Below are 23,169 nucleotides of genomic sequence, written 5' to 3' on the forward strand. Positions count from 1 at the left end.
TGTGGGCTTGGTTTCTAACAAGCGAAATTGTTACTTTCCAGGGTTAAACAATTTTCTTCATTGCTGACATGTAGCCACGCAATTTGGTACCAATGATTTCAACAGGGTGCTCACGCAACGACTTGTTGATTGCAATTAGTGTTTGGTTATCAACATGATTACAGCGCTCGCCTAAGCCTCTACCAATCACATCAGTATCGATGTTTTGCATAAAGTCTTGTAACAGTGGCAAACATGCGTGATTGTATAAGTAACAACCATACTCTGCTGTATCAGAGATTGTGCGGTTCATTTCGAATAATTTTTTACGTGCAATGGTATTGGCAATTAATGGCGTTTCATGTAGCGATTCATAATATGCTGACTCAGCTATAATACCTGCTGCAGTCATGGTCTCAAACGCTAATTCTACACCGGCTTTCACCATTGCAACCATCAAGATACCGTTATCAAAAAACTCTTGTTCGGTGATTTCAACATCACCGGCAGGGGTTTTTTCAAAATTTGTTTCAGCTGTTTCTGCACGCCATTTCAAAAGGTTTGCATCATCATTCGCCCAATCTTCCATCATTACACGAGAGAACGTACCATCGATGATGTCGTCTTGGTGTTTATTGTAAAGCGGGCGCATGATTACTTTTAATTCTTCACTTAATTCAAACGCTTTTACTTTCGCTGGGTTTGATAAACGGTCAAGCATATTTGTAACGCCGCCGTATTTAAGTGCTTCAGTAACAACTTCCCAACCGTATTGAATTAGTTTTGATGCGTAACCGGCGTCTATACCTTTTTCGATCATCTTATCAAAACATAAAATTGAGCCTGTCTGTAACATGCCGCAAAGAATTGTTTGCTCACCCATTAGGTCTGATTTTACTTCAGCAATAAATGAAGACTTTAATACCCCAGCGCGATGACCGCCAGTACCCGCTGCATAAGCTTTAGCCTGGGCTAGACCATGTCCCTGAGGATCATTTTCTGGGTGAACAGCAATAAGAGTTGGTACACCAAAACCGCGTTTATACTCTTCACGAACCTCAGAGCCTGGGCACTTAGGTGCAACCATGATCACAGTGATATCATCACGTACTTGCATACCTTCTTCAACAATGTTGAAGCCATGAGAATAAGCAAGCGTAGAGCCTTGTTTCATCATCGGCATGATTGCGTTTACAACCGCAGTATGCTGTTTATCAGGTGTTAGGTTTAACACAACATCAGCAGTAGGGATCAATTCTTCGTAAGTACCTACAGTAAAACCATTTTCTGACGCATTAAGAAATGATTGACGACGTTCGCTGATTGCAGAATCACGCAATGTGTAGGCAACATCTAAACCTGAATCTCGTAAGTTCAGTCCTTGGTTTAAACCTTGCGCACCACACCCAACAATAACAAGTTTTTTGCCTTTAAGTGCTTCAACACCATCGGCAAATTCAGCCGGATCCATAAATTCACATTGTGCTAGTTGTGCTAACTGCTCGCGTAAGGGAAGAGTATTAAAATAATTCGCCATTGTTAGTATCCTATAAATTTCGTATTTGTTAGATGCAAGCGCTTGCTGCTTTGCTTAAAGTCACCATAAGGAATTTTTACCATTGCGTAAAATGATATATTTGCATTAAAGTATTTCAAAAAATGAAATGCTTTAATTAATAACCGCTAACTATTGGGATCACTATGGACCATAAACGATTACATTACTTTCTGGCACTTGCCAAAACTTTACATTTTGCCCGTGCCAGCGAGTTATGCCACATAAGTGCTCCCACCTTAAGTCGCAATATTAAACAGTTAGAGGATGAAGTTGGAGTCGCATTATTCAGTCGCGATAATCGCAGTGTAAAGTTAACAGCTGAAGGAGAATCGTTTATCGACTATGCAACGGCTACGTTAGCTAATTGGCAGCGTTTTCGAGCAAATGTACAAAATCCTGAGCAAACTATTTACGGTAAAGTAAGCATTTACTGTTCAGTAACTGCCTCTTATAGTTTTTTGCATCAACTATTAGAGCAACTGCGTTTGCAACATCAACATATAGAAATAAAGCTTAATACTGGCGATCCCGCAGTGGCAATAAACCGTGTGCTTGACGGACACGAAGCCATGGCAATTGCCGCAAAGCCTGATAAATTACCGACGCAAATTGCATTTGCCAGTATTGGTTATTCATCCTTGGTATTTATCGCGCCACGTATTCCGTCGTTGCTCACTGAAAAACTGGCCCAGTTTGGCGATAAGATAGATTGGTCTGAGCTTGAGTTTATAGTGCCAGAGCAAGGTTTTACTCGTCAAAGGTTAGAGCTGTGGTGGCGTAAGCACGGTATTAATGCAAAGATCTATGCGCAAGTAGCGGGGCATGAAGCTATGGTGTCAATGGTGAGTTTAGGGCTAGGCATTGCCATGGTGCCAAAAATTGTTTTAGATAATAGCCCATTAAAAGATCGCGTTCAGGTGATCAGTGATCAAAAAGAAGCCCCACCAGGGTTTGAGATTGGTTTGGCAGTATTACGTAAAGAGTTACCAGATGCCGCGTTAAATGCATTATGGGAGATTGCTCAATCACTGAAAAACGTTAATAGCTTAGCTCCTTAGCCGAGTCTAAATACGCAGATGTAAAGTTTATTTACCTTGAATCGTTCCATATGTATCAAAAGTGTGAATGATTGTAATCGTCTAGGGATTAGTTATTAATACCTTGCTATGATAACGATATTGGGTTGTCTCTTTTGGCATAAATAACAACAATGAAGTCGATAGTTAATATTCTTACTGCGCTTTGCATCTCTGTATGGCTTACAGTACCTTGTTTTGCACAGCCATCAGAAATTGAGCCTGTGCAGGATATAACAACAGGGCAGTGGCACTTGAGCCTTAACACGGGATTAGGAGTCATAACAAATCCATTAGCTGGTGGAGGTGATTTACCATTAGTGTTGATCCCAGATATAGCTTATTACGGTGAACAGTTCTTTTTTGATAATGGTCGCTTAGGCTATAGCCTGATACAAGACTCCCCACATACCTTTAATTTAGTCACTGAGTTTAATTCGGAAACTCGTTTTTTTGTTGATTGGCATCCAAGTAACATTTTTGCATTAAGATCAGAAAGTTCATTTACGAACAGTGAAAATGAACTTCAAATCCAACAACCTAGTCTAGATATCCGTGAGCTTAATAAACGTAAATGGGCACTCGATGCTGGCCTGAGTTACCATTATAGCTATCAGCAGCATGTATTTTCCGTGCAGGCATTAGCTGATGTATCCGGAGTGTATGACGGGTGGCGAGGTGCACTGCAGTGGCAAATGCACAAGAACATTGGTGAGTTACAGATTAAGCCGACTATTGGCATCTGGTATAAATCGGCAGCACTGAATACATATTTTTATGGCGTAACAGAAAAAGAGTCTCCAGTTCGTGCAATTGAGGTTGGCAGTAGTTGGCAGCCTTATGCTAAAATAGATGCCCGCTGGCCCTTAAATGGAGCCAACTCATTGCGTTTTCATCTGGCTTATTATGATTATTCCGCCTTAGCTGACGACAGTCCGCTGTTTGAACAAACGTATTCTCTGACTGCCTTTATAGGGTTTGATCATATTTTTTAATATGAAGTATTTACAACTTGGTGCGTGCGTCATTTTTTTGTTGGTATGGCCAAAGTTAGCTGTCGCAAAAAAAGATATATTAACAGTTACTCCAAAAGTCTGTGTGGTTTCCGAACAACAAGACTTTTGCGATGTTGATGTAAAATTTGCTTTAAATATGCCCCATAAAATGGACGTTTGTTTATACAGCGAAGATCAACAACTGCAATGTTGGCAACAGGTTACCTTAGAAGAATTCAATCATAAAGCGCGTGTTCAGGTTGAAACCATATACTCCCTAGTCAATCCTCACACGGATGAATTACTGGCGACAACACGCATTGAAGTACAGAGCACTCGCGCTAAAACAACTCGGCGCCGATTACGTTCTCCGTGGAGCTTTTTTTAATCTTGGAGCTGCAAATGGCAAAGATCTTACTTGTAGAAGATGATTTAGGGTTACAGCAATTAACCCGTGACTATCTTGAAAATAATGGCCTTGAAGTGGCGGTGCTAGACCGTGGCGATGAAGTGTTTAGTTACCTTGAAAACAATCCGGTTGATTTGATGATCCTCGATGTGATGCTGCCAGGTAAAGATGGCTTTAGTGTTTGTCGTCAAGTCAGAGATAAATTTAGCTTACCAATATTAATGTTGACCGCCAAAGGTGAAGACTTTGATCAAGTCATTGGTTTGGAACTTGGTGCCGATGATTATGTTATTAAGCCAGCTGAGCCAAGAGTATTGCTTGCCCGTATTAATGCGCTATTACGCCGTGGCCAAGCATCAGTAAAAGCGCCAGAAGAATTACAATTTGGCGATTTATGTATTGATAAAACCAGCCGTATTGTTCGCTTAAAGAATAACGAAATCACCCTCACTTCCCATGAATTTGAATTACTGTGGTTATTAGCTTCAAATTCCGGTGAAGTACTAAGTCGTGAACATGTTCATCAACACATGATTGGTCGCCAATATGATGGATTAGACCGCACCGTAGATGTACGTGTATCTCGGATCCGTAAAAAATTAGGTGATAACAGCGATAAACCATACCGTATTAAAACCGTTTGGGGACAAGGCTACTTATTTGTCTCCGATGCATGGGGTATGTAACTATTAATGGGGAAACTATTTGCAAGTTTATATGTGTATATTATAGTTTCCCTGTTTTTAGTCAGTGGGGTAATTGAACAACTTTGGCCCTATGAAGACAGTCAACAACAAATTGCGCTCGATGATGAGTTTGGTCAATCCCTATGGCTATTAGCGCAAACCCCGCAAGGGCTTACTAAAATAGCCACTCGCTTTCAAAGTGAAATAGTACAAAAACAAGACCTAATGTTGCCCGCACAACAACAACAAGAACTTAACCTACATAATTATATTTATCTATTTGATCAACAACAGCGAGCTATCTGGTATATCGTTGTTGATAATGAGCAATTATTGCAAGTGGGTCCAATTACCGTTTCTGCGCCAGTATTCTCATCCGTTTGGCCTTATCTATTATTATTGTGTGTCGTTGGGATCCCTGTTGGCTTATGGAGTTTTTTACTGTGGCGTGATTTTGCTAAGTTGCGACTGGCCTGTGAAGCCGTTGGTGGATCACAAGACTTTGAGCTGAGCGCCACCTCGAAATCATTCTTTTTACCAATTACCGACACCTTAAGTGCTATGCAGCAGCGTATTCAGCATTTATTAACCGCTCAACAAGAACTTACATCGTCGGTATCGCATGAGTTTAGAACGCCACTGGCACGTTTAAAATTTGCCTTGGCAATGCTTGAGGATAAAGTAGCTGACGAAAAAGCCTTTGAATATATCGATAACATGCAATTAGATATTGTGGAGTTAGAGTCGTTAGTTAAAGAAATGCTTGATTATGCTCGCCTTGATAGCCAACAACCTAATCTTACGGTGCAAACATGTAACTTAGTGCAGCTAGTAGAAAGTGTTGTCACTAAACTTGATTTTGCTACGCAAATAAAACTCAATATGCAATTACCAGCTTTATGCAGTTACACTTGTGACAGTCACTTTATCGCCCGCAGTATCCAAAACTTAGTAGGCAATGCGTTGAAATATGCTCGTCACGAAGTGCGAATTAGCTTAGTTGAAAATACTGGGCAGTTAATTTTATCGGTCGAAGACGATGGTCCTGGCATTGAACAATCACAATGGGATGCAGTGTTTAAACCTTTTGCCCGACTTGATAAAAGTCGCGATAAAAAGACTGGAGGCTTTGGGCTTGGTTTAGCCATTGTGGCAAAAATAGTGTCTTGGCACCAAGGCAGCTGTACGATATCGAATTCAGAATTAGGTGGCGCCAAATTTACAATCTATTTGCCTAAGTAACCAGAGTTCAGGGTAAGTAACTCCTTTTCTATTGCTATATCTGTGGCTAAATTGATACTCAAAAAAAAAGCGCCTAATAGGCGCTTTTCTGCGGTTAAAACCAAAATCAACAAGTAGCAAAAGAGTAGACTTCACTTTGCTAAGTAAGTTCCATTATTTATTACTTTTAATTTATTTATGTGTTTTTAAAAGCGGCATGAGCATCTGCTCCAAGCCATTGAGTTTAACTTCATACATCATTGCTAATTGAGCACCGAGTGTGCCGTGAGGAAATCCTTGCTGCTTAAACCAGACCAAGTATGGTTCTGGTAATAGCAGCAAAGGGCGGCCTGCGTATTTACCAAATGGCATTTTTGTATTGATCGCTGTTTTTAAAAGCTCTGGATCCATGATTAACTTAATTTGCTAGATTATGCGTGAAGTGTATTACAAAAGAGGGTGAGAAAATAGGCTGTGACGGGCAAGAAACAGCCTATTTAATGAGGGGAGTAGGCCCTCATAATTTACTAATGGATCTGATATTGATGCTTTTTGGTAAATCCAAGTTGTTTAAGTTTGTTTATAATTGACGGATCATCGATGCGGCTTGGTGTTTCGCTATCACGTAAGAAATGATTTTCCGGCACTTGATATATATCGAGCATTTTTTGAAATAGCACTGCGCGCATTGTTAACGCTGTCATTCCATTTCTTTGTATTTCATCAAGACGATTTTGAAGCTCAACCAGTTTTGGGTTATTTACATCATCCGCCACTGTCTGAAACTGTGTAGCAAACTTATTCTTCATCTAAAAACCTTATTTAATAGCAAAAGACAAAATGCCGATAAATACGTATTCAAAAACACGAGAAGGCTTTTTTTGTGCTAAAAATAGATACTTACGTATTACTCAACAAATGCAGTTTACTCTTTTTTCATGGGTAAATGCCAATCTGGATGTAAAGCTTTGTAAATGCGCTTGACTCTTATTTGGGGACTTTTGCGACGTTGTTTCAGGCGGTTATATATAAGGATATGAAAATTAAATGAAAATAGTTCTCAGTACCTTTTGTGGTGCTGAGAACTTTATTTATATTATGGAAATAATTTTTGTTTTACATGCTCAGCGAAGCCACTACCGGCCTCTAAATAGAAGTTATAAGTAGAGTCAACGCCCATATCTTCAAGTTCTTTTTGCTGATCTGGATAGTTAGCAATGGCAGTAACTTGACCTTGGTAACCCGAAGCACGCAATTGCTCCAAAGCAAAAATGTTTTGCATATGTTTCGGCATCGCGAGCATGATCATCTCTACATGGGAGTGATTTACCCGTTGCCAAAAGTCAGGATCGGTTGCATCTGCCAAGAGCGCCTTACGGCCTCGTGAAACATGCTTCTCGACCACTTCTGGCTTGATGTCTACTCCAGCTACAACGCCAGGATGGGTGATGTTAATTGTTTCATATGCACCGGTGCCAATACGACCCATACCAAAAATAACAATCTTGGTGTCATTTAAGTTCACAGGAAGTTCTTCTGCTAAGCGAGTAGGGCTTTCAAAACGTATGAGCCAAGCTTCGATTTTTACATAAATTTCGTTTGAACGTTTATTTAGTGGGGATGCAATGATAAAGGTCATTGATACTGCAATAGCCATAACAGCCAACCACTCAGATGTGATTAACCCGCTACTGGCAGCAACCATACAGACTATCAAGCCAAACTCGCTGTAGTTAGCTAAGGTAAATGCACTCAATAAGGAGGTACGAGCGCGTAACTTAAAGGCATTCGTTAGTATATAATACAGGGCAACTTTGACTGGTAGCACCAATACAATAATAAGCGCTATAAGTAATGAGTTGAGCGTCAGATCAGCACCTAAACCAATTGTTAAGAAAAACCCAACTAATAAAATTTCTTTTAAATTAAGTAGTGATTTTGCAAGCTCACTGGCTTTTTTATGAGGAGCAAAGATCATACCGATGATCAACGCGCCTAAATCACCTTTCAAGCCTGCAAATTCAAATGCATGATAGCCAACGACAAGTGCAAAGAAAAAGCCAAACAAAGGTAATAGCTCACCATGTTTAGAACGATTTAACACCCAAAACATGACTGGGCGTAATAATGGCAAGGCAACTAATAGCGCAAAAGCCCAACCGTTGGGGATTTTACCTGTGCTGATGGCTAAAAATATCACTGCAAAGATATCTTGCATAACCAAAATACCAATGGCTATTTTGCCGTGAAGGCTGGCCATTTCGCCACGTTCTTCAAGTACTTTTACAGCAAAAACTGTGCTAGAAAAGCTAAAAGCAAAACCAACAAGCAACGCACTTTGCCAACTTAGGTCTGCAAATAATGGCAACGAAAGTGCGCCTAAGAACAGCATCAAACTGCAAAAAATAGCGCTACTAATAATAATATGTAAAGAGGCAGGGGCCCAAACTTGTGGCTTAATAAGATGGCTAACTTTTAGTTTCAGACCAATACTAAATAGTAATAACGTGATTCCTAAATTAGCAATCGTATTAAGTAGCTCAGTGGTTTTAAAGCCAGATAAGTTCAGTACAAAGCCAGCAATCAAAAAACCGATTAGCGGAGGAAGTTTAAGTTGGTACACGGCAAAGCCACACACAAATGCGACAGCAAAATATAATAGTTCCATAATTCTTAATATCACTTCATTTGGTTACCTATTGTAGCGAAATATCAGCATTTTTGAAAATCATTCGTGTATATTATGCATATAAATTGCGCGCATAGAGATATACCTGTGTATGAAAAACACTCGTTTAGTTAATTATTCTGCTAAAAACTCAAAAAATAGTTATTTTTTCACTGACAGCAGCTTTTAAATATGGTTAAGATGCAGTAACAAAGGAATTTAAGCGTGATTCAGGTTTAGGTGAATTAAGCTTAAGGAGAAATAGATGTTTAAAAAAATTCTTGCATCAGTCGGTATTGGTGCAGCAACAGTAGATACCGTGCTTGAAACTGAGCATTTACAACCTGGGCAATTATTTAATGCCCAAATAGTGATCACCGCAGGGGATGTTAGCCAAGCAATAACAGGTCTTGATTTAGCATTAATGACGCGCGTAAAAGTGGAAGGTGAAGACGGTGCTTATTTTACCAATCATATTATTGATAAGTGGCGTATAACCGATATTGGTACAATTGAACCTGGTCAACAAAAACACATTCCGTTTGAAGCGCGCTTACATTCAGAAACACCGATCACCGAAATCAACGCCGGTTATAACCAATCACATGTGTGGCTTGAAACAGGTTTAGATATTGATTTAGCACTTGATCCTACGGATAAAGATCATCTTCATATTTATCCAAATGATGCCGTAACTACTTTTATGCAAGCGATGGATAAACTGGGTTTTAGCTTGGTAAAAGCGGATGTTGAAAAGGGCTTCTTACGTGCTAGTACGTTTAACTCTGTCTCTGGTTGTTATCAAGAGCTGGAATATAAACCAAATAGCCGTAGCTTGTTCGGTATTCAAGAGATTGAACTATCGTTTGTGCCTGAAGCTCATAAAACTCATGTTTTAATTGAGCTTGACCGTGGTTTTCGTGGTGATGGCTATGTTGACCTGACGATTGAACATGATCACGTTAATCTTTCGCATTTATGTGATCAATTAGAACGTTTGCTTGCCTAGCTATTCAGAGCTCGGTTAGTTAGCTAAGCGTAATAAGTAGCCCAGTATTGACTGGGCTTTTTTTATGTTAGGAGTTTTTATGCGATTAACAACAAAACCATTTTCTCAACTGTCTGCGCAGGTACTGTTTACTATCATGCGCACGCGGGTCGATGTATTTGTAGTTGAGCAGCAATGCCCATACCCTGAATTAGACGATATCGATTGCACTGCAACAACTCAGCATCTCTATTGGCTCGAGGCTGAACAATTAGCTGCATACGCACGTTGTTATGAGAAAAATGAGCAGTACAGCGCTATTGGTCGCGTGCTGGTTGAAAAATCACAACGGGGTAAGGGGTTGGCAGTGTTATTGGTTAAAGAGGCGATCCAGTGTTGCTTTACGCATTGGCCGAACAAGGATATATACATTGGCGCGCAAACCTATTTACTCGCGTTTTATCAGTCGCTGGGTTTTCAGTGTATTGGCGAGCCTTATTTAGAAGATGGTATTGCACATCAAGATATGATTTTAAAAAACCGCTCCGTGTAAAGAGCGGTTTTTTGAGTTAGCCTAATAGCGAGCTGACAAACACTAAACCAATTGCAATTGGGCAAATGAATTTAATATACCATGGCCATATTTTCCAAAATAGGCTGGTAGCAACTTCTGGGCAGCCTTGTTGTATTTCGTTTAATAGTGAGTTGCGATACCAAATCCAGCCGACAAACAAGCAACACATTAAACCAAGAATAGGCTGACCAAATTTAGTTGTGAGCGCAATAACTAAACCAAACAGCGCATTAAAGTTCAGGACTATCGTAAAGCTCACCAATGCTATAATCGTTCCTATTAACCAAGTGGCTTTTACACGGCCAAGATCAAAGCGCTCTACCGCATACGAAACCGGTGCTTCAAGCATTGAAATAGACGATGTCAGTGCAGCTATACTCATCAATGCAAAAAAGGCAAAGCCAACGAATAAACCAATGGTACCCATGCCATCAAAAAGAGCGGGTAATACTTGAAATACTAAAGTGTCTTCAGAAAGCAACTCTCCAGTAGCTGAGAATATTTCCACCCCTTGTGCCTGCGCTACGTACATCGCAGGGATAATTAGTAACCCAGCAACAAAAGCAATAAACACATCAATAAGGGTAACGTAGGCGCCAAGTGAGACTAAATTTTCTTTTTTACTAATGTAGGAGCCATAAATGATCATCACACTGGTGCCCAATGACAATGAAAAGAATGCTTGCCCCAGTGCACTAACAAGTAATTCAGGGTCTAAAATAGAGCTAAAATCAGGTACTAAATAGGCTTTAAGGCCTGTCATAGCACCTTCTTGCATCAGCACATAAACAATCAGTGCAAATAAAATAGTCAGCAGTGCGGGCATTAAGCGTTTCGACCACTTTTCAATGCCGTTTTCTACTCCGCGGCTAATGATTGCGACAGTAAGAATAATAAACCCAGCTGTAAATATAAGGTTTCTAGAGAGTGACTGTTCACTTAACCAAGTTGAAGAGCTCTCACTGCCCACTAAAGTCGCAATGGGCTCTAGAGTGGCACTGATCATCCAACCGGCGACAATGGCATAAAAGCTGAGGATCAGTCCGGCACATATGATACCGCCAAAACCGACCACAAACGCAAAGCGTTTTTGGAACGGGTTATTTGAAATTTTCCGCAATGAACTAACCGCATTGGCCTGACCATGGCGCCCAATCGTTAGTTCTGCCATCAGTGCTGGGTAAGCCAAACAAAATGCCAATACAAGGTAAGCAATTAAAAAGGCTGCGCCTCCATTGCTAGCTGTTTGTGTAGGGAAACCCCAAATATTACCAAGACCTACTGCAGATCCTGCTGCGGCCATAATGAATCCAAAACGGGAGCTAAACTCCCCTCTGACTGCGCTCATAATTATTTTTTCTTCTCTATATAGTGACGGCGCTGACAATCTACTGTAAATGTTAAAAAATAAAAAGCCCTTATTTTTAGCTGCAGCCGTGCAGAATTAACGCATGACTGTATTTACAAAATTTAGAATGCCAATGCTGTTAACATTGTTTGTTTAAGTTATTGTTATCTAATCATAATGAGGTGGTTTATGATGCTGTAAACTGTAACATAAAAGTTACAACTGTTCCGGGTTATGTATTTTAAGGGTAAGGCATGCCCCCGTTAGGTGTTTACTACGATTTACGCTTACACTGCCATGATGCCAATCAGCTACTTTAGCAACAATGGCAAGTCCTAGGCCATAACTTTGATCGGCCCGATTGCGATGACTCTGTTCTTGAAAAAAAGGGCTAAAAACTTTGTGCCAATTTTGCTCTTCGATACCTGGGCCATCATCCTCAACGGTAATAATAAGTGTTTGCTCTTTAATCGATGCCGTGAGAATAATTTTTTGTTTGGCAAAGTCACAGGCATTGCTAAGCAGATTAGTGATTGCGCGAGCTAACCAATGTAAATCTGCATAAATATGAGAATTATCATGACAGATAAGCTGTAAATCAAGTTGTTGCTGTACTAACTTAGGCTCTAGTTGCTGTATTAGGGTGCTTAGGTAGCTGTTTAACTCAGTGTGTGAGTAGGTCAGTTGGTTGGCTTTTTGCTCAAGCGTGGCAAATGCTAAATAACTTTTCAACATTGATTCCATTTGGTCTAAATCAGCTTCCATACGATTTAAATAATGTTTTATTTTTTCTTCGTTATGACTATCTAGTGCCGCATCTAAGCCAAATCGTAGGCAGGCAATGGGGGTGCGTATATCATGAGATAAACTCGAGGCCATCAGTTTATTTTCATCGAGTAATTTTTCGATCTGGCTTGCCATGCGGTTAAAAGTAAGCTCAACATCTTTAATGTAAGTGAAATGGGATACCCGAATGCGAGCATGTAAGTCGCCACTGGCAAACTTTTTAGCTGCGTCATTAACCACGCCTAGTCGTTTAGCTAATGGTGCAATAATAAACCCCATAAACACACATAACCCAGCGTAAAACATTAAGGTAAGTAACATATCATTTTGTTGATCTTGTTCGTGGGATTTTTCCAAACGTAATTTAAGATGAAAAGGCGCAAGCAAATCATTACTGTAGAGTAGGTAATACCCTTCTTGATCTTCTAAAATCAGTCCGCCTTCAGCATTGATCTCTTCTAGCAGTGATGGTGGCAGCGCTAAAGATTGCGTGGCTCGATAACTTAATCCCAACGAAAACTGTTGTGCAAGTAAGGCGGTGTAGTCTGCTCTTTGCATGAAGGGTTGGCTGGCAATTTGCTGGCTGAAGCCCATTAAAAGTTTACTTTGAAAGCCAAACTCATCCTGCGAGGTATGAGTTTGCTGACTAAAAGCATCAATTAACCAACCTAATATTACGATCGAGAGCAGGGCACTGGCTAATAAGGAGAGATAAAACTTTTTCATAGCATTTGCCAGTATACCTTAGCGGCGATCACCAAGCGCTTGCGACGAGTAAATAGCCTCGCCCCCAAATTGTTTTAATTTTTTCAGGTTGCTGCGGATCATCATTAAACTTTTTGCGCAGTGCAGAAATAAGCACATCGACACTACGATCAAGGCCATCGTATTCACGACCCTTGGTTGCTTTGAATACAGCATCTCGCGACACAACTTGCCCGGCGTTACAGGCTAAATAATGCAGTAATAAGTACTCGGCGCTGGAAACTCCTTGATCAATATTATTAATAAAAACGTTGCGAGATTGTGTATCAATTTTTAAAGAGCCAACTTGAATAATGGTATCATCCGTTTGCGACTCCGAATTGTCGTTATTGGCGCGCAGTGCCGCTTTGATCCGCGCAAGCAATGCACGCGGCCTGACCGGTTTCATTATGTAATCACTGGCACCGACTTCAAGACCAATCACTTCGTCCATTTCTTCGTCTCGAGCGGTTAGCATAATAATAGGGCTTTGGTAAAATTGACGTAGTTCACGACAGACACTAATACCGTCTTGGCCGGGGAGCATAATATCGAGTAAAATTAAGTCAGGCTTGAGCTCTTTTACATGACTGACAACTTGGTCGCCTCGCTCACAAATATGAGTTGTGTAGCCTTGCTCAGTTAAATACTCCGCCACCCACTGGGCTAAAGAGCCGTCATCTTCAACAAGTAATATTGTGCCGTAATTATCCATGCTTTATCTCGTTTTAAAAAAGCCGCCAGCGGCGTTTCTTTTGGCGATTTTGATACACCCATTGCAACTGTACTTGTGTTGATGCAATGATCTTACCGGTATCGCTGTTTATTAACTCAAATGAAATGCTTTCAACAGAATCAAAAGCATAATTTAACTTTCCGCTATTTTGTCTAAGCCAGCATTGCATAATATGCTTCGATGTTGCATCACGTAAACAGTAATTACCGATGCTAGTTTGTTGCCAGCTTAGCTCTATATCAGCATAGCAACTGCGTCCTTCACGCAGTGCAACACAGGTGTCGGGCAACGCAATTAAACTACTGTCATGCGGTTCTTCACCATTGGCTAGTATTTGTTTTGCGTTTAGTAACAGTAATAAAATTACTGTGGTTTTAAAATACATAGCGCACGCCTACCATGGCTTTATGCTGATAACCCTGAGATACAATGGGACTGTTGGAAATTTCACTTGAAAACCAGGTTGACAGCCAGCCACCTAAAAATACCCAGTGTCGATTAAGTGGATACTCGGCGTGGAATTCAAAAATCATACTCATGGCGCCGTCTGTTTGATAGACAGCACGAGTAGCGGTGGCTTCTTCTGATGTTATGCCAAAATAGTAATTGCTGAAATCTGCTGAGTAAGCGCTAATGCCAACACCGGTGCGAAACTCCCAGTTTTGCCACGGTAAAATATGGCTAAAAAAGCTATTTACGACCCAACCATTATGAGCATTAGAAATATCATGTAAGTATTCAAAGGAAATCTGTGAGTTTTCAAAGCGACGGGTAAGGCGTAAGCCGGTATCAAAGTCACTTTTTCTGGTTCGTATACCTTTAAGTTCAGGCACCACCCCACTGCTATAAAAGTCGAGTCCTGTTTCATCAAACCCAGCTTGCATATTAGTACCAAGAATATCAAGATCCCAATTATACTTATTGATGATGCTATAACCAATAATGATGCCGCCACTGAGTTGGCTGTGATCAATATCTAAATAAAAGCGTTCGTAAGAAACAGCAAGGTTAATATCAAGTTCTAGACCGTCACTGTAAGAATCCATTCCAACTAGATAAGAATCTTCAACATAATAGCCCGCACCCGCGCTCCAATCCCAAGCAAAGCCTGAGGTTGGCTCTAAGGTGTTATCAGCATAATAGCGATTACTGGCATTGCTAGAGGTGCTCCATAAACTCACACTGATCAGTAATAACAGTAGTTTCTGTAGAGTGTGTTGTTTACGTTGCATCCATGATCCAAATAAATTAAGCAGTTGTTAAGTGTATTATATTGTCAAAGAGTTCCTTTGATCTGTAAAAAATTGTAGCCAGTAGTCATTCTGTGGACATTGACTTAGTGTACTTTTATTTTATCGATCAAAATACTACTTAGATAATAGTGCATCATTGGTGTTAGAGCACTCACTTCAGTGCGATTACACGGTCCTTGAAGTTTAGTTAAGCTGGTCATTTTTGAAATGGTTTTATAGCTTGGTATACTGATCTCCTGATTGGCGCGGGCAAGACGTGCTTGATCAGTATTTTGTTGATGGATAAAAGTGGCTACTTCAAGTTCATTACTGATCACTTGTTCATCACTGAAGCTGTAAATAAGTGGTTCGCGATGGAAGCTCGCACTGTCGATTGAGGATTTTCCAAACCACACTACATCACCCGATGCACGATGGATCAGGCGCATGCTAACCTCTGCATTGATGGTTGAGCATTGTTGGATCGGATACAGTTGTGTTATTTGCGCAAATAAAGGATACGCTTTATTTGGTGGTTGTATTTGATATTCGGTATCTTCAATAAAGTTGAGCTCTAGCTGGTGTATAGCTAGGGTATAATCACTATTACCTTGATCAACGACACGTAAGTTCATAGTCGTTAATGCATCAGTTATTTGTTTAAATAGGGTATCCGTGACACTTGCTTTATCGGCAATAACTTGCACAGTTTGGTTACGAGTAATTTTATGCGCTGGTAATTGTACTGATTTTACTTTCGGTGAAGCATGTTCGGTTTCATAGGCTACTTGATAGCTTTGGCTTTTTAATTGCGGCTTGAGTGGCATTTCTAAAGGCGCAGCAGGTGGCGGCGCAGTCACACAAGCTGTTGTAATGAAAGTGAAAAAAACTATTGATAAATAACGTATAAACACTGTAAAACCCTTTGAAAGCTCGATAATCGGAATATTGTACGTTAGTCTTAATAAAACTTCATGGTATTATAAAGCTAAGAATGTCTTAATCTAGATAAAAATAATAAAAAATGAAGTCCTTTGTGTCGTTAATCAACTCCTTTTTTTTCGTTATCACGTTAGTGTTATTTCAATCGCAGGTTCATGCCAGCGAGCAACAGTGGCAAGAATTTGTCAATGATTACACACAACATCTCGAACATAAATTAAAAAGCAAAGGGATCCCAGGGGCTGCGTTGTCGATAGTTAATGGCCCTGATGATACGCATATACAAGGGTTTGGGGTAACAAAGCTAAATAAGGGCTTAGCAGTCAATGCCCATACTCGGTTTCGCTTAGCATCGGTATCTAAAACGTTTGCAGGCTCACTCAGTGCAAAGTTAGCCAATGAGGGGAAGTTTTCTTTAGACGACCCTGTCAGTAAATTTATTCCAGCCTTCGCCAATACGGATTACAAAAATAATTTAAAAGTTTTTCACTTACTCAGTCACTCCAGCGGTTTAGTACCTAATGCGTATGATAACTTGATTGAATCAAGAATGAGTTACCCTGATATAGTGCAAAAGTTGTTGAGTGTGGAACCTATTTGCCAGCCAGGGCAGTGCTATGGCTATCAAAATGTGATGTTTAGCTTAATTGCTGAAGTGATCAAAAGCAGTACTAAATTGGATTACTCTCGGTGGATGAGTGAATTTATATTTTCACCATTAAATATGAATGATGCAAGCCTGGGTTATACAGCGATGGTAACAGATGATAATTATGCTCATCCCCATGTAAGAGGGCGCAAACGCTGGCATACCGCAAAATTGAAAAAAAATTATTACAAGGTACTTCCCGCAGCCGGCGTTAATGCTAGTGCCAGTGATATGGCTATTTGGTTAAAAGCGCAGTTAGGATATTACCCAACGGTATTATCCAGTGCAGTGTTAGCCAGTCAAACTCGTCCTTATACGCATACAAAAAAAGAGTTACGGCGTCGAGTGTGGAAAAAGCACCTTAGCGAGGCCTATTATGGCTTAGGCTGGCGGGTTTACGAATATGATAATGAAACCATTTACTATCATAGCGGCTGGGTGCAAGGATATCGCAGTGACCTTGTAGTAATACCGCACTTAAACATAGGTTTCAGTCTGATCCTTAACGCCGAAACCGGTATCATTAATGAATTAACGACAGAGTTTATTGATCGTGTGTTGCTATTCAAACGCTCACAACAACTAGCAATGTATAAAGAGGAAGACAAATGAACTATATTTTAGCGAGCTTAATATTACTGTTTACTGCGAATTTAACAGCAGCACCGCAAAGTATTTTTTTGTTTCGCCATAGTGAAAAATTAACAGGCAACGATCCCCATCTTACGGATGCCGGCAAGCAACGGGCGCAGCAGTTAGTGAGTCTGCTTAGTAAAGTCCAGCCAACAGCAGTTTTTAGTACGGACTATAATCGCACTATCGAGACCGCAACTCCTATTGCTGAACATTTTAATATTACAATTCAAAGCTACGACCCTCGTGACTTAGCCGCATTTAAACACACTGTTTTAGCGCAAGATGGCGTAGTGGTGATTGTAGGCCATAGTAATACCACGCCAGAATTGGCAAAATTAATAGCGCAAATAGATGTTGAAAAGATGCCTGAAACTGAATTTAACCGCTATTTTATCTTACAAAGCGAAGCGCAAGGTTATCAGTTGAGTGATATGAAGATGAATTTTTGAGCAATGTAATATATTTATTTACAATTTATTGCAGTTGCGTCGCAGATATAAAAAAACCAGCAATTGCTGGTTTTTTTATAGCGGAATAGAAAATTAATTACGTGGTAATTGGATCTTCTTTTCTTCGCTTTGGCGATAAAGCACAAGGGTGTGGCCGATTGACTGTAATTTCTCAGCACCGGTTTCACGAATAATAGCTTCAAAAATCAGTGCTTTAGTCTCACGATCATCAGTAGGTACTTTTACTTTAATAAGTTCGTGGATTTCTAGAGCGCTTTGAATTTCAACTAATACACCTTCAGTTAAACCGTTAGAACCAAGAAGTACAACTGGTTTTAGAGAGTGTGCTTGACCTTTTAAAAACTGCTTTTGTTTGTTCGATAATTTCATGTTGTTACAAATTTTGCTGAATATGGCTTGAATTAAGGGTATTCTAACGCCATCTAGAGAATATTACTAATTAGTTGCGTGTTAATTTATGACGAATAAGAAACTTTCGGCCAGTTCACAGCGATGGTTGAAGGAACATTTTGATGATCCTTATGTTCACGAGGCACAAAAGAAAGGTTGGCGCTCTCGTGCGATTTTTAAACTCGACGAGATCCAAAATAAAGATAAATTACTACGCCCAGCCATGACTGTTGTTGATTTGGGAGCTGCGCCGGGAAGCTGGTCACAGTATTTAGCAGAAAAAGTAGGCGATAAAGGGAAGGTGATCGCTTGTGATATATTACCTATGGATTCATTGGCCGGCGTTGATTTTTTGCAAGGAGATTTCCGAGAAGAAGCTGTTTTAGATGCGTTATTAAATCGCATTAATGGTAAAAATGTTGATGTGGTGCTCTCTGATATGGCACCAAACATGAGTGGTAATAGCTCCGTTGACCAAGCTGGAAGCATGTATTTAGTGGAATTAGCATTAGATATGTGTAGCCAAGTTTTAAAGAAAAATGGTGCATTTGTTGTTAAAGTATTCCAAGGTGAAGGCTTTGATGAATTCTTAAAAACAGTGCGTGATAGCTTTAAAACTGTAAAAATCCGTAAACCCGACGCCTCACGTGCGCGATCACGTGAAGTATATATAGTAGCGACAGGCTACAAACTGTAGTACAGTTGTCAGGCGTTTAGTTGAATTTAAATTAATTGGATACAAGAGGTTAACCCCTTGAGCGATATGGCGAAAAATCTAATACTCTGGCTGGTCATTGCAGTTGTGCTAATGTCAGTATTTCAGAGCTTTAATGGTGGCGATCAAACAGACCGTCAAACTAGTTACAGTCAATTTGTAAAAGATGCCCGAAGTGGCGCTATACAAGAAGTGGCAATCGAAAGTACCAGTGGCACAATTACTGGCACTAAAACCAATGGCGATCGCTTTCAAACGATCATGCCTATTTATGATAAAGACATTCTTAATGACTTATTAAAAAGTGATGTGAATGTAAAAGGTGTGAAGCCAGAAGAGCAATCATTCTTAGCGAGCATCTTAATTTCATGGTTCCCAATGTTATTACTAATTGGGGTATGGATTTTCTTCATGCGTCAAATGCAAGGCGGCGGTGGCAAAGGTGCTATGTCGTTTGGCAAGAGTAAAGCACGCTTAATGAGTGAAGACCAAATTAAAACCACCTTCGCAGATGTTGCCGGTTGTGATGAAGCTAAAGACGATCTAACAGAGCTTGTTGATTTCTTACGTGATCCATCTAAATTCCAAAAACTTGGCGGTAGTATTCCTAAAGGCGTATTAATGGTTGGTCCTCCAGGTACGGGTAAAACCTTGCTTGCTAAGGCCGTTGCTGGTGAAGCGAAAGTACCATTCTTTACGATTTCAGGTTCAGACTTTGTTGAGATGTTTGTTGGTGTGGGTGCTTCGCGTGTTCGTGATATGTTTGAGCAAGCGAAAAAAGCAGCGCCATGTATCATCTTTATCGATGAAATTGATGCCGTAGGCCGTAAACGTGGCGCAGGTATGGGTGGTGGTCACGATGAGCGTGAGCAAACACTTAACCAAATGCTAGTAGAGATGGATGGCTTTGAAGGCAATGAAGGTATTATCGTTATTGCCGCGACTAACCGCCCAGATGTACTTGATCCAGCATTACTTCGTCCTGGTCGTTTTGACCGCCAAGTAGTGGTTGGCTTACCTGATATCCGTGGCCGTGAACAGATCCTTAAAGTACATATGCGAAAAGTGCCATTAGGCGATAACGTAGAAGCTTCTGTTATTGCGCGTGGTACACCGGGATTTTCTGGTGCTGATCTTGCAAACTTAGTCAATGAAGCGGCTCTATATGCTGCACGTGGTAATAAACGTGTTGTTAGCATGGCTGAATTTGATGCTGCTAAAGATAAAATCATGATGGGCGCAGAGCGCAAGACCATGGTGATGAGCGAGAAAGAAAAAGAAATGACTGCGTATCATGAAGCCGGACATGCAATTGTTGGCCGCATAGTACCAGAGCACGATCCTGTTTATAAAGTATCGATTATTCCACGTGGCCGTGCCCTTGGTGTAACGATGTATTTACCAGAGCAAGACCGTGTTAGTCACTCTAAAGAGCTATTGGAATCAATGATTTCAAGCTTATATGGTGGCCGAATTGCTGAAGCGCTGATTTATGGTGAAGATAAAGTAACTACTGGTGCTAGTAACGATATTGAACGTGCTACTGACATTGCGCGTAAAATGGTTACACAGTGGGGCCTAAGTGAAAAATTAGGGCCATTACTATACGCTGAAGATCAAAATGAGATGTACATGGGTGGCGGCGGTGGTCGTGCCATGAGCATGTCGGATGAAACGGCAAAAGTAATTGATGCTGAAGTTCGTTTGTTCTCAGATCGCAACTATCAACGCGCTGAGCAAATCTTGAAAGATCATATTGATATTCTGCATTCAATGAAAGATGCATTAATGAAATATGAAACGATTGATGCTAAGCAAATTGATGATCTAATGGCACGTCAGCCTGTACGTGAACCACGTGATGCGCATGACCGCCGTGATACTGCTGATAAAAAACCAGCAGTTGAAGAGAGCAAAGCAGAGCCAGTTGCTGAAAAAGACGACAAGCCAGCTCAAAAAGATGAAACAAATCTTGATGATAAAGCTGAATAACAGTTAAAATAGCTAAACGAAAAGCCCCGATTGTCGGGGCTTTTTTGTAACTGGTTAAATAAAGTATATATATCAATGCAATGGATGTATTGAAGGTGATAGATGACCACAGTTAAGTTACCTAGAGGTCGCAGTTTACACCTCGACACCCCAGTTATAATGGGGATCTTGAATGTCACTCCTGACTCTTTTTCAGATGGCGGGCGCTACTATCAAACAGACAGCGCTGTCATACAAGCTCAAAAGTTACTCGCAGATGGTGCTACCATATTAGATATTGGTGGCGAATCAACACGTCCTGGTGCGCCTGATGTTAGCCTTGAGGATGAATTAGCCAGAGTAATACCCGCAATCGAGGCAATTCGTGCCCACAGTGATAGCGCCGTTAATGATTGCATCATTTCGATTGATACCAGTAAAAGTGAAGTAATGCGTCAAGCTATTCTAGCTGGTGCTGATATTGTTAATGATGTGCGTGCTTTACAAGAGCCAAACGCACTGGCAACAGTTGCTCAGTATCCAGACGTTGCGGTGTGTTTAATGCACATGCAAGGCCAACCTCGAAGTATGCAAAACTCTCCACATTACGATGATTTATTCAGTGATATAAATGATTTTTTTGTACAGCGGATCAATGCCTGTGAAACAGCGGGTATTCAGCGCCAGCAACTTATTTTAGACCCCGGGTTTGGCTTTGGTAAAACCCTCAGTCACAACTACCAATTACTGGCGCGGTTTAATGAATTTAACCACTTTGGTTTACCTGTTTTAGCAGGACTATCGCGCAAATCAATGATTGGCAACTTATTAAATAGACAAACAAACGAGCGCCTTGCTGGCAGTTTAGCAGGGGCATTAATTGCTGCGCAAAATGGCGCAAAAATTATTCGTGTACATGATGTAAAAGAAACCGCAGATGTGCTTGGCGTGTGGCAAGCTTGCGAACAAGGAATTTAAAAATGAAAGAAAGAAAGTATTTTGGCACCGATGGTGTACGTGGCATGGTGGGTGAATACCCAATTACACCAGAATTTGCACTTAAATTAGGTTGGGCTGCAGGCAAGGTTCTATCAAAAAATGGCACTAAGAAAGTCATTATTGGTAAAGATACTCGCATTTCTGGTTATATGTTAGAGACATCACTTGAAGCAGGTTTGATCGCCGCAGGTATCGATGTGGTGTTACTTGGCCCGATGCCGACGCCAGCCGTTGCGTATTTAACGCAAACATTTCGTGCTGAAGCTGGAATTGTGATCAGTGCATCTCATAACCCATATCATGACAACGGCATTAAGTTTTTTTGTGGCCGAGGTTTGAAGTTGGCTGATGAAGTAGAGCTACAAATTGAAGCAATGCTTGATGAACCAATGACCTGTGTAGCATCCGATAAGCTAGGTAAAGCCCGCCGTTTAGAAAGCGCTGATGGCCGTTATATTGAGTTTTGTAAAAGCCAATTCCCACAAGGCCTGTCGTTAGAAGGTTTAAAGATTGTATTAGATTGTGCCAATGGTGCAACTTATCATATCGCACCATCAGTAATGCGTGAGTTAGGCGCGCAGATAATCAGCCATGCTTGCGAGCCAAATGGTGTAAACATCAACCTAGAATGCGGTGCTACCCATGTTGATGCATTAAAACGCAAAGTATTAGAACATAATGCTGATGTCGGCATTGCCTATGATGGTGATGGCGACCGTGTAATGATGGTTGATCACAATGGCCGCGTCTTTGATGGTGATGATATTGTTTACATTATTGCCTGCCAAGCTGCCAATGATGACATGTTAGGCGGCGGTGTTGTTGGCACGGTAATGTCTAATATGGGTCTTGAAAACGCGCTTAAAGCGAAAGGTATTGAGTTTGCTCGCAGTAAAGTGGGTGACCGTTATGTAATGGAATTACTACAAGAAAAAGGCTGGAAAATCGGCGGTGAAAGCTCAGGGCATGTATTGAATCTGGATTTGATCAGCACCGGTGATGGCATCATTTCAAGCCTACAAGTTTTGGCTGCTATGGTGGCGCAAAATCGTACGCTAAAAGATCTTGGCGCAGGGTTTGTTAAATACCCGATGAAGATGATTAATGTGCGCTATAAAGCGGGCACAGATCCAACACTTGCACCAGAGGTTATTGCTGCGGTTGCTGATGTTGAAAAACAACTTGCTGGTAAAGGCCGTGTGTTATTACGTAAATCTGGCACTGAGCCGGTTGTTCGCGTGATGGTAGAAGCCGAAGAAGAGAAAATAGTCCTTGATAGTGCACAAAAAATTGCTGCAGTTGTCGAATCTATGAGCAAACAAACTGATTAAGAACAATAACCTCTTGTAACTTTGGGCGAGTCGAGTTACTATCTCGCCCGCTTTCTAATGTGGAGT

General features: G+C 40.7%; 24 protein-coding genes. 13 read left to right on the top strand and 11 right to left on the bottom strand.

The window, feature by feature from the left end:
- Positions 1 to 43: 43 nt before the first annotated feature.
- Entirely contained in the window at positions 44 to 1,516 is a 1,473-nt protein-coding gene (gene ilvC / locus H5182_RS08955) for a ketol-acid reductoisomerase (RefSeq protein WP_182731024.1), read from the bottom strand.
- Between the two features lie 164 nt (positions 1,517 to 1,680).
- Here ilvC and ilvY point away from each other — a divergent pair, with 164 nt between their 5' ends.
- The 5 genes from ilvY (at position 1,681) to H5182_RS08980 (ending at position 5,945) form a co-directional block, all read left to right on the top strand.
- On the top strand, positions 1,681 to 2,595 hold the full coding sequence (ilvY, locus tag H5182_RS08960; RefSeq protein WP_182759897.1) for an HTH-type transcriptional activator IlvY: 915 nt from the start codon (positions 1,681 to 1,683) through the stop codon (positions 2,593 to 2,595).
- A 152-nt stretch (positions 2,596 to 2,747) separates the two neighbouring features.
- The gene (locus tag H5182_RS08965) at positions 2,748 to 3,608 is read left to right on the top strand and encodes a MipA/OmpV family protein (RefSeq protein ID WP_182759898.1); all 861 of its coding nucleotides are present in this window, start codon (positions 2,748 to 2,750) and stop codon (positions 3,606 to 3,608) included.
- Between the two features lies 1 nt (position 3,609).
- Positions 3,610 to 3,996: a DUF3019 domain-containing protein gene (locus H5182_RS08970; RefSeq protein WP_145239246.1), complete on the top strand. Its 387-nt coding sequence runs from the start codon at positions 3,610 to 3,612 to the stop codon at positions 3,994 to 3,996.
- Between the two features lie 14 nt (positions 3,997 to 4,010).
- Entirely contained in the window at positions 4,011 to 4,703 is a 693-nt protein-coding gene (locus tag H5182_RS08975; protein WP_145239242.1) for a response regulator, read from the top strand.
- A gap of 6 nt (positions 4,704 to 4,709) precedes the next feature.
- Positions 4,710 to 5,945 (top strand): ATP-binding protein, encoded by a 1,236-nt coding sequence (locus tag H5182_RS08980; RefSeq protein ID WP_145239239.1) that lies wholly within the window; start codon positions 4,710 to 4,712, stop codon positions 5,943 to 5,945.
- A gap of 171 nt (positions 5,946 to 6,116) precedes the next feature.
- On the opposite strand, the gene H5182_RS08985 is transcribed toward H5182_RS08980, so the two are convergent.
- The 3 genes from H5182_RS08985 to H5182_RS08995 form a co-directional block, all read right to left on the bottom strand.
- A complete protein-coding gene (locus tag H5182_RS08985) occupies positions 6,117 to 6,335 on the bottom strand; it encodes a DUF3820 family protein (protein WP_145239236.1) in 219 nt (72 codons plus the stop codon).
- 116 nt (positions 6,336 to 6,451) lie between these two features.
- Positions 6,452 to 6,733 (bottom strand): hypothetical protein, encoded by a 282-nt coding sequence (locus H5182_RS08990; RefSeq protein WP_145239233.1) that lies wholly within the window; start codon positions 6,731 to 6,733, stop codon positions 6,452 to 6,454.
- A gap of 287 nt (positions 6,734 to 7,020) precedes the next feature.
- Entirely contained in the window at positions 7,021 to 8,592 is a 1,572-nt protein-coding gene (locus H5182_RS08995) for a cation:proton antiporter family protein (protein WP_145239230.1), read from the bottom strand.
- A 265-nt stretch (positions 8,593 to 8,857) separates the two neighbouring features.
- Between H5182_RS08995 and H5182_RS09000 the strand changes: the two genes are divergently transcribed.
- Positions 8,858 to 9,601, top strand: coding sequence for a sporulation protein (locus H5182_RS09000; protein WP_145239228.1), 744 nt, complete (start codon positions 8,858 to 8,860; stop codon positions 9,599 to 9,601).
- 79 nt (positions 9,602 to 9,680) lie between these two features.
- Entirely contained in the window at positions 9,681 to 10,133 is a 453-nt protein-coding gene (locus tag H5182_RS09005; protein WP_145239226.1) for a GNAT family N-acetyltransferase, read from the top strand.
- A gap of 16 nt (positions 10,134 to 10,149) precedes the next feature.
- On the opposite strand, the gene H5182_RS09010 is transcribed toward H5182_RS09005, so the two are convergent.
- From H5182_RS09010 to H5182_RS09035, 6 genes are all read right to left on the bottom strand, one after another.
- Complete coding sequence (locus H5182_RS09010) at positions 10,150 to 11,502, bottom strand: sodium-dependent transporter (RefSeq protein ID WP_145239223.1); 1,353 nt, start codon at positions 11,500 to 11,502, stop codon at positions 10,150 to 10,152.
- Between the two features lie 216 nt (positions 11,503 to 11,718).
- Positions 11,719 to 13,014, bottom strand: coding sequence for an ATP-binding protein (locus H5182_RS09015; protein WP_145239220.1), 1,296 nt, complete (start codon positions 13,012 to 13,014; stop codon positions 11,719 to 11,721).
- 28 nt (positions 13,015 to 13,042) lie between these two features.
- Entirely contained in the window at positions 13,043 to 13,747 is a 705-nt protein-coding gene (locus tag H5182_RS09020) for a response regulator transcription factor (RefSeq protein WP_145239217.1), read from the bottom strand.
- 13 nt (positions 13,748 to 13,760) lie between these two features.
- Positions 13,761 to 14,153, bottom strand: a complete 393-nt coding sequence (locus H5182_RS09025) for a DUF3019 domain-containing protein (protein WP_145239213.1) — start codon at positions 14,151 to 14,153, stop codon at positions 13,761 to 13,763.
- On the bottom strand, positions 14,143 to 15,000 hold the full coding sequence (locus tag H5182_RS09030) for a MipA/OmpV family protein (RefSeq protein WP_145239210.1): 858 nt from the start codon (positions 14,998 to 15,000) through the stop codon (positions 14,143 to 14,145). Before H5182_RS09030 ends, H5182_RS09025 begins: the two co-directional genes overlap by 11 nt.
- 104 nt (positions 15,001 to 15,104) lie before the next feature.
- Positions 15,105 to 15,908 (bottom strand): hypothetical protein, encoded by an 804-nt coding sequence (locus H5182_RS09035; protein ID WP_145239591.1) that lies wholly within the window; start codon positions 15,906 to 15,908, stop codon positions 15,105 to 15,107.
- A gap of 116 nt (positions 15,909 to 16,024) precedes the next feature.
- Between H5182_RS09035 and H5182_RS09040 the strand changes: the two genes are divergently transcribed.
- Positions 16,025 to 17,203 carry a serine hydrolase gene (locus tag H5182_RS09040; RefSeq protein WP_145239207.1) on the top strand — a complete coding sequence of 393 codons (1,179 nt, stop codon included), beginning with the start codon at positions 16,025 to 16,027 and terminating at the stop codon, positions 17,201 to 17,203.
- Positions 17,200 to 17,676 (top strand): histidine phosphatase family protein, encoded by a 477-nt coding sequence (locus H5182_RS09045; RefSeq protein ID WP_145239204.1) that lies wholly within the window; start codon positions 17,200 to 17,202, stop codon positions 17,674 to 17,676. The genes H5182_RS09040 and H5182_RS09045 overlap by 4 nt, the downstream gene beginning before the upstream one ends.
- 93 nt (positions 17,677 to 17,769) lie before the next feature.
- On the opposite strand, the gene yhbY is transcribed toward H5182_RS09045, so the two are convergent.
- Positions 17,770 to 18,066: a ribosome assembly RNA-binding protein YhbY gene (yhbY, locus tag H5182_RS09050; protein WP_016707974.1), complete on the bottom strand. Its 297-nt coding sequence runs from the start codon at positions 18,064 to 18,066 to the stop codon at positions 17,770 to 17,772.
- An 88-nt stretch (positions 18,067 to 18,154) separates the two neighbouring features.
- Here yhbY and rlmE point away from each other — a divergent pair, with 88 nt between their 5' ends.
- From rlmE to glmM, 4 genes are all read left to right on the top strand, one after another.
- Positions 18,155 to 18,784, top strand: coding sequence for a 23S rRNA (uridine(2552)-2'-O)-methyltransferase RlmE (gene rlmE, locus H5182_RS09055; protein WP_182759899.1), 630 nt, complete (start codon positions 18,155 to 18,157; stop codon positions 18,782 to 18,784).
- A 66-nt stretch (positions 18,785 to 18,850) separates the two neighbouring features.
- Entirely contained in the window at positions 18,851 to 20,794 is a 1,944-nt protein-coding gene (gene ftsH, locus H5182_RS09060) for an ATP-dependent zinc metalloprotease FtsH (RefSeq protein WP_145239198.1), read from the top strand.
- Between the two features lie 102 nt (positions 20,795 to 20,896).
- On the top strand, positions 20,897 to 21,751 hold the full coding sequence (gene folP / locus H5182_RS09065) for a dihydropteroate synthase (RefSeq protein WP_182719337.1): 855 nt from the start codon (positions 20,897 to 20,899) through the stop codon (positions 21,749 to 21,751).
- A gap of 2 nt (positions 21,752 to 21,753) precedes the next feature.
- Positions 21,754 to 23,103: a phosphoglucosamine mutase gene (gene glmM / locus H5182_RS09070; protein ID WP_145239192.1), complete on the top strand. Its 1,350-nt coding sequence runs from the start codon at positions 21,754 to 21,756 to the stop codon at positions 23,101 to 23,103.
- Positions 23,104 to 23,169 lie beyond the last annotated feature (66 nt).

The organism is Pseudoalteromonas sp. SG44-17, assembly GCF_014164235.1.
In the GTDB taxonomy this organism is placed as follows: domain Bacteria; phylum Pseudomonadota; class Gammaproteobacteria; order Enterobacterales; family Alteromonadaceae; genus Pseudoalteromonas; species Pseudoalteromonas rhizosphaerae.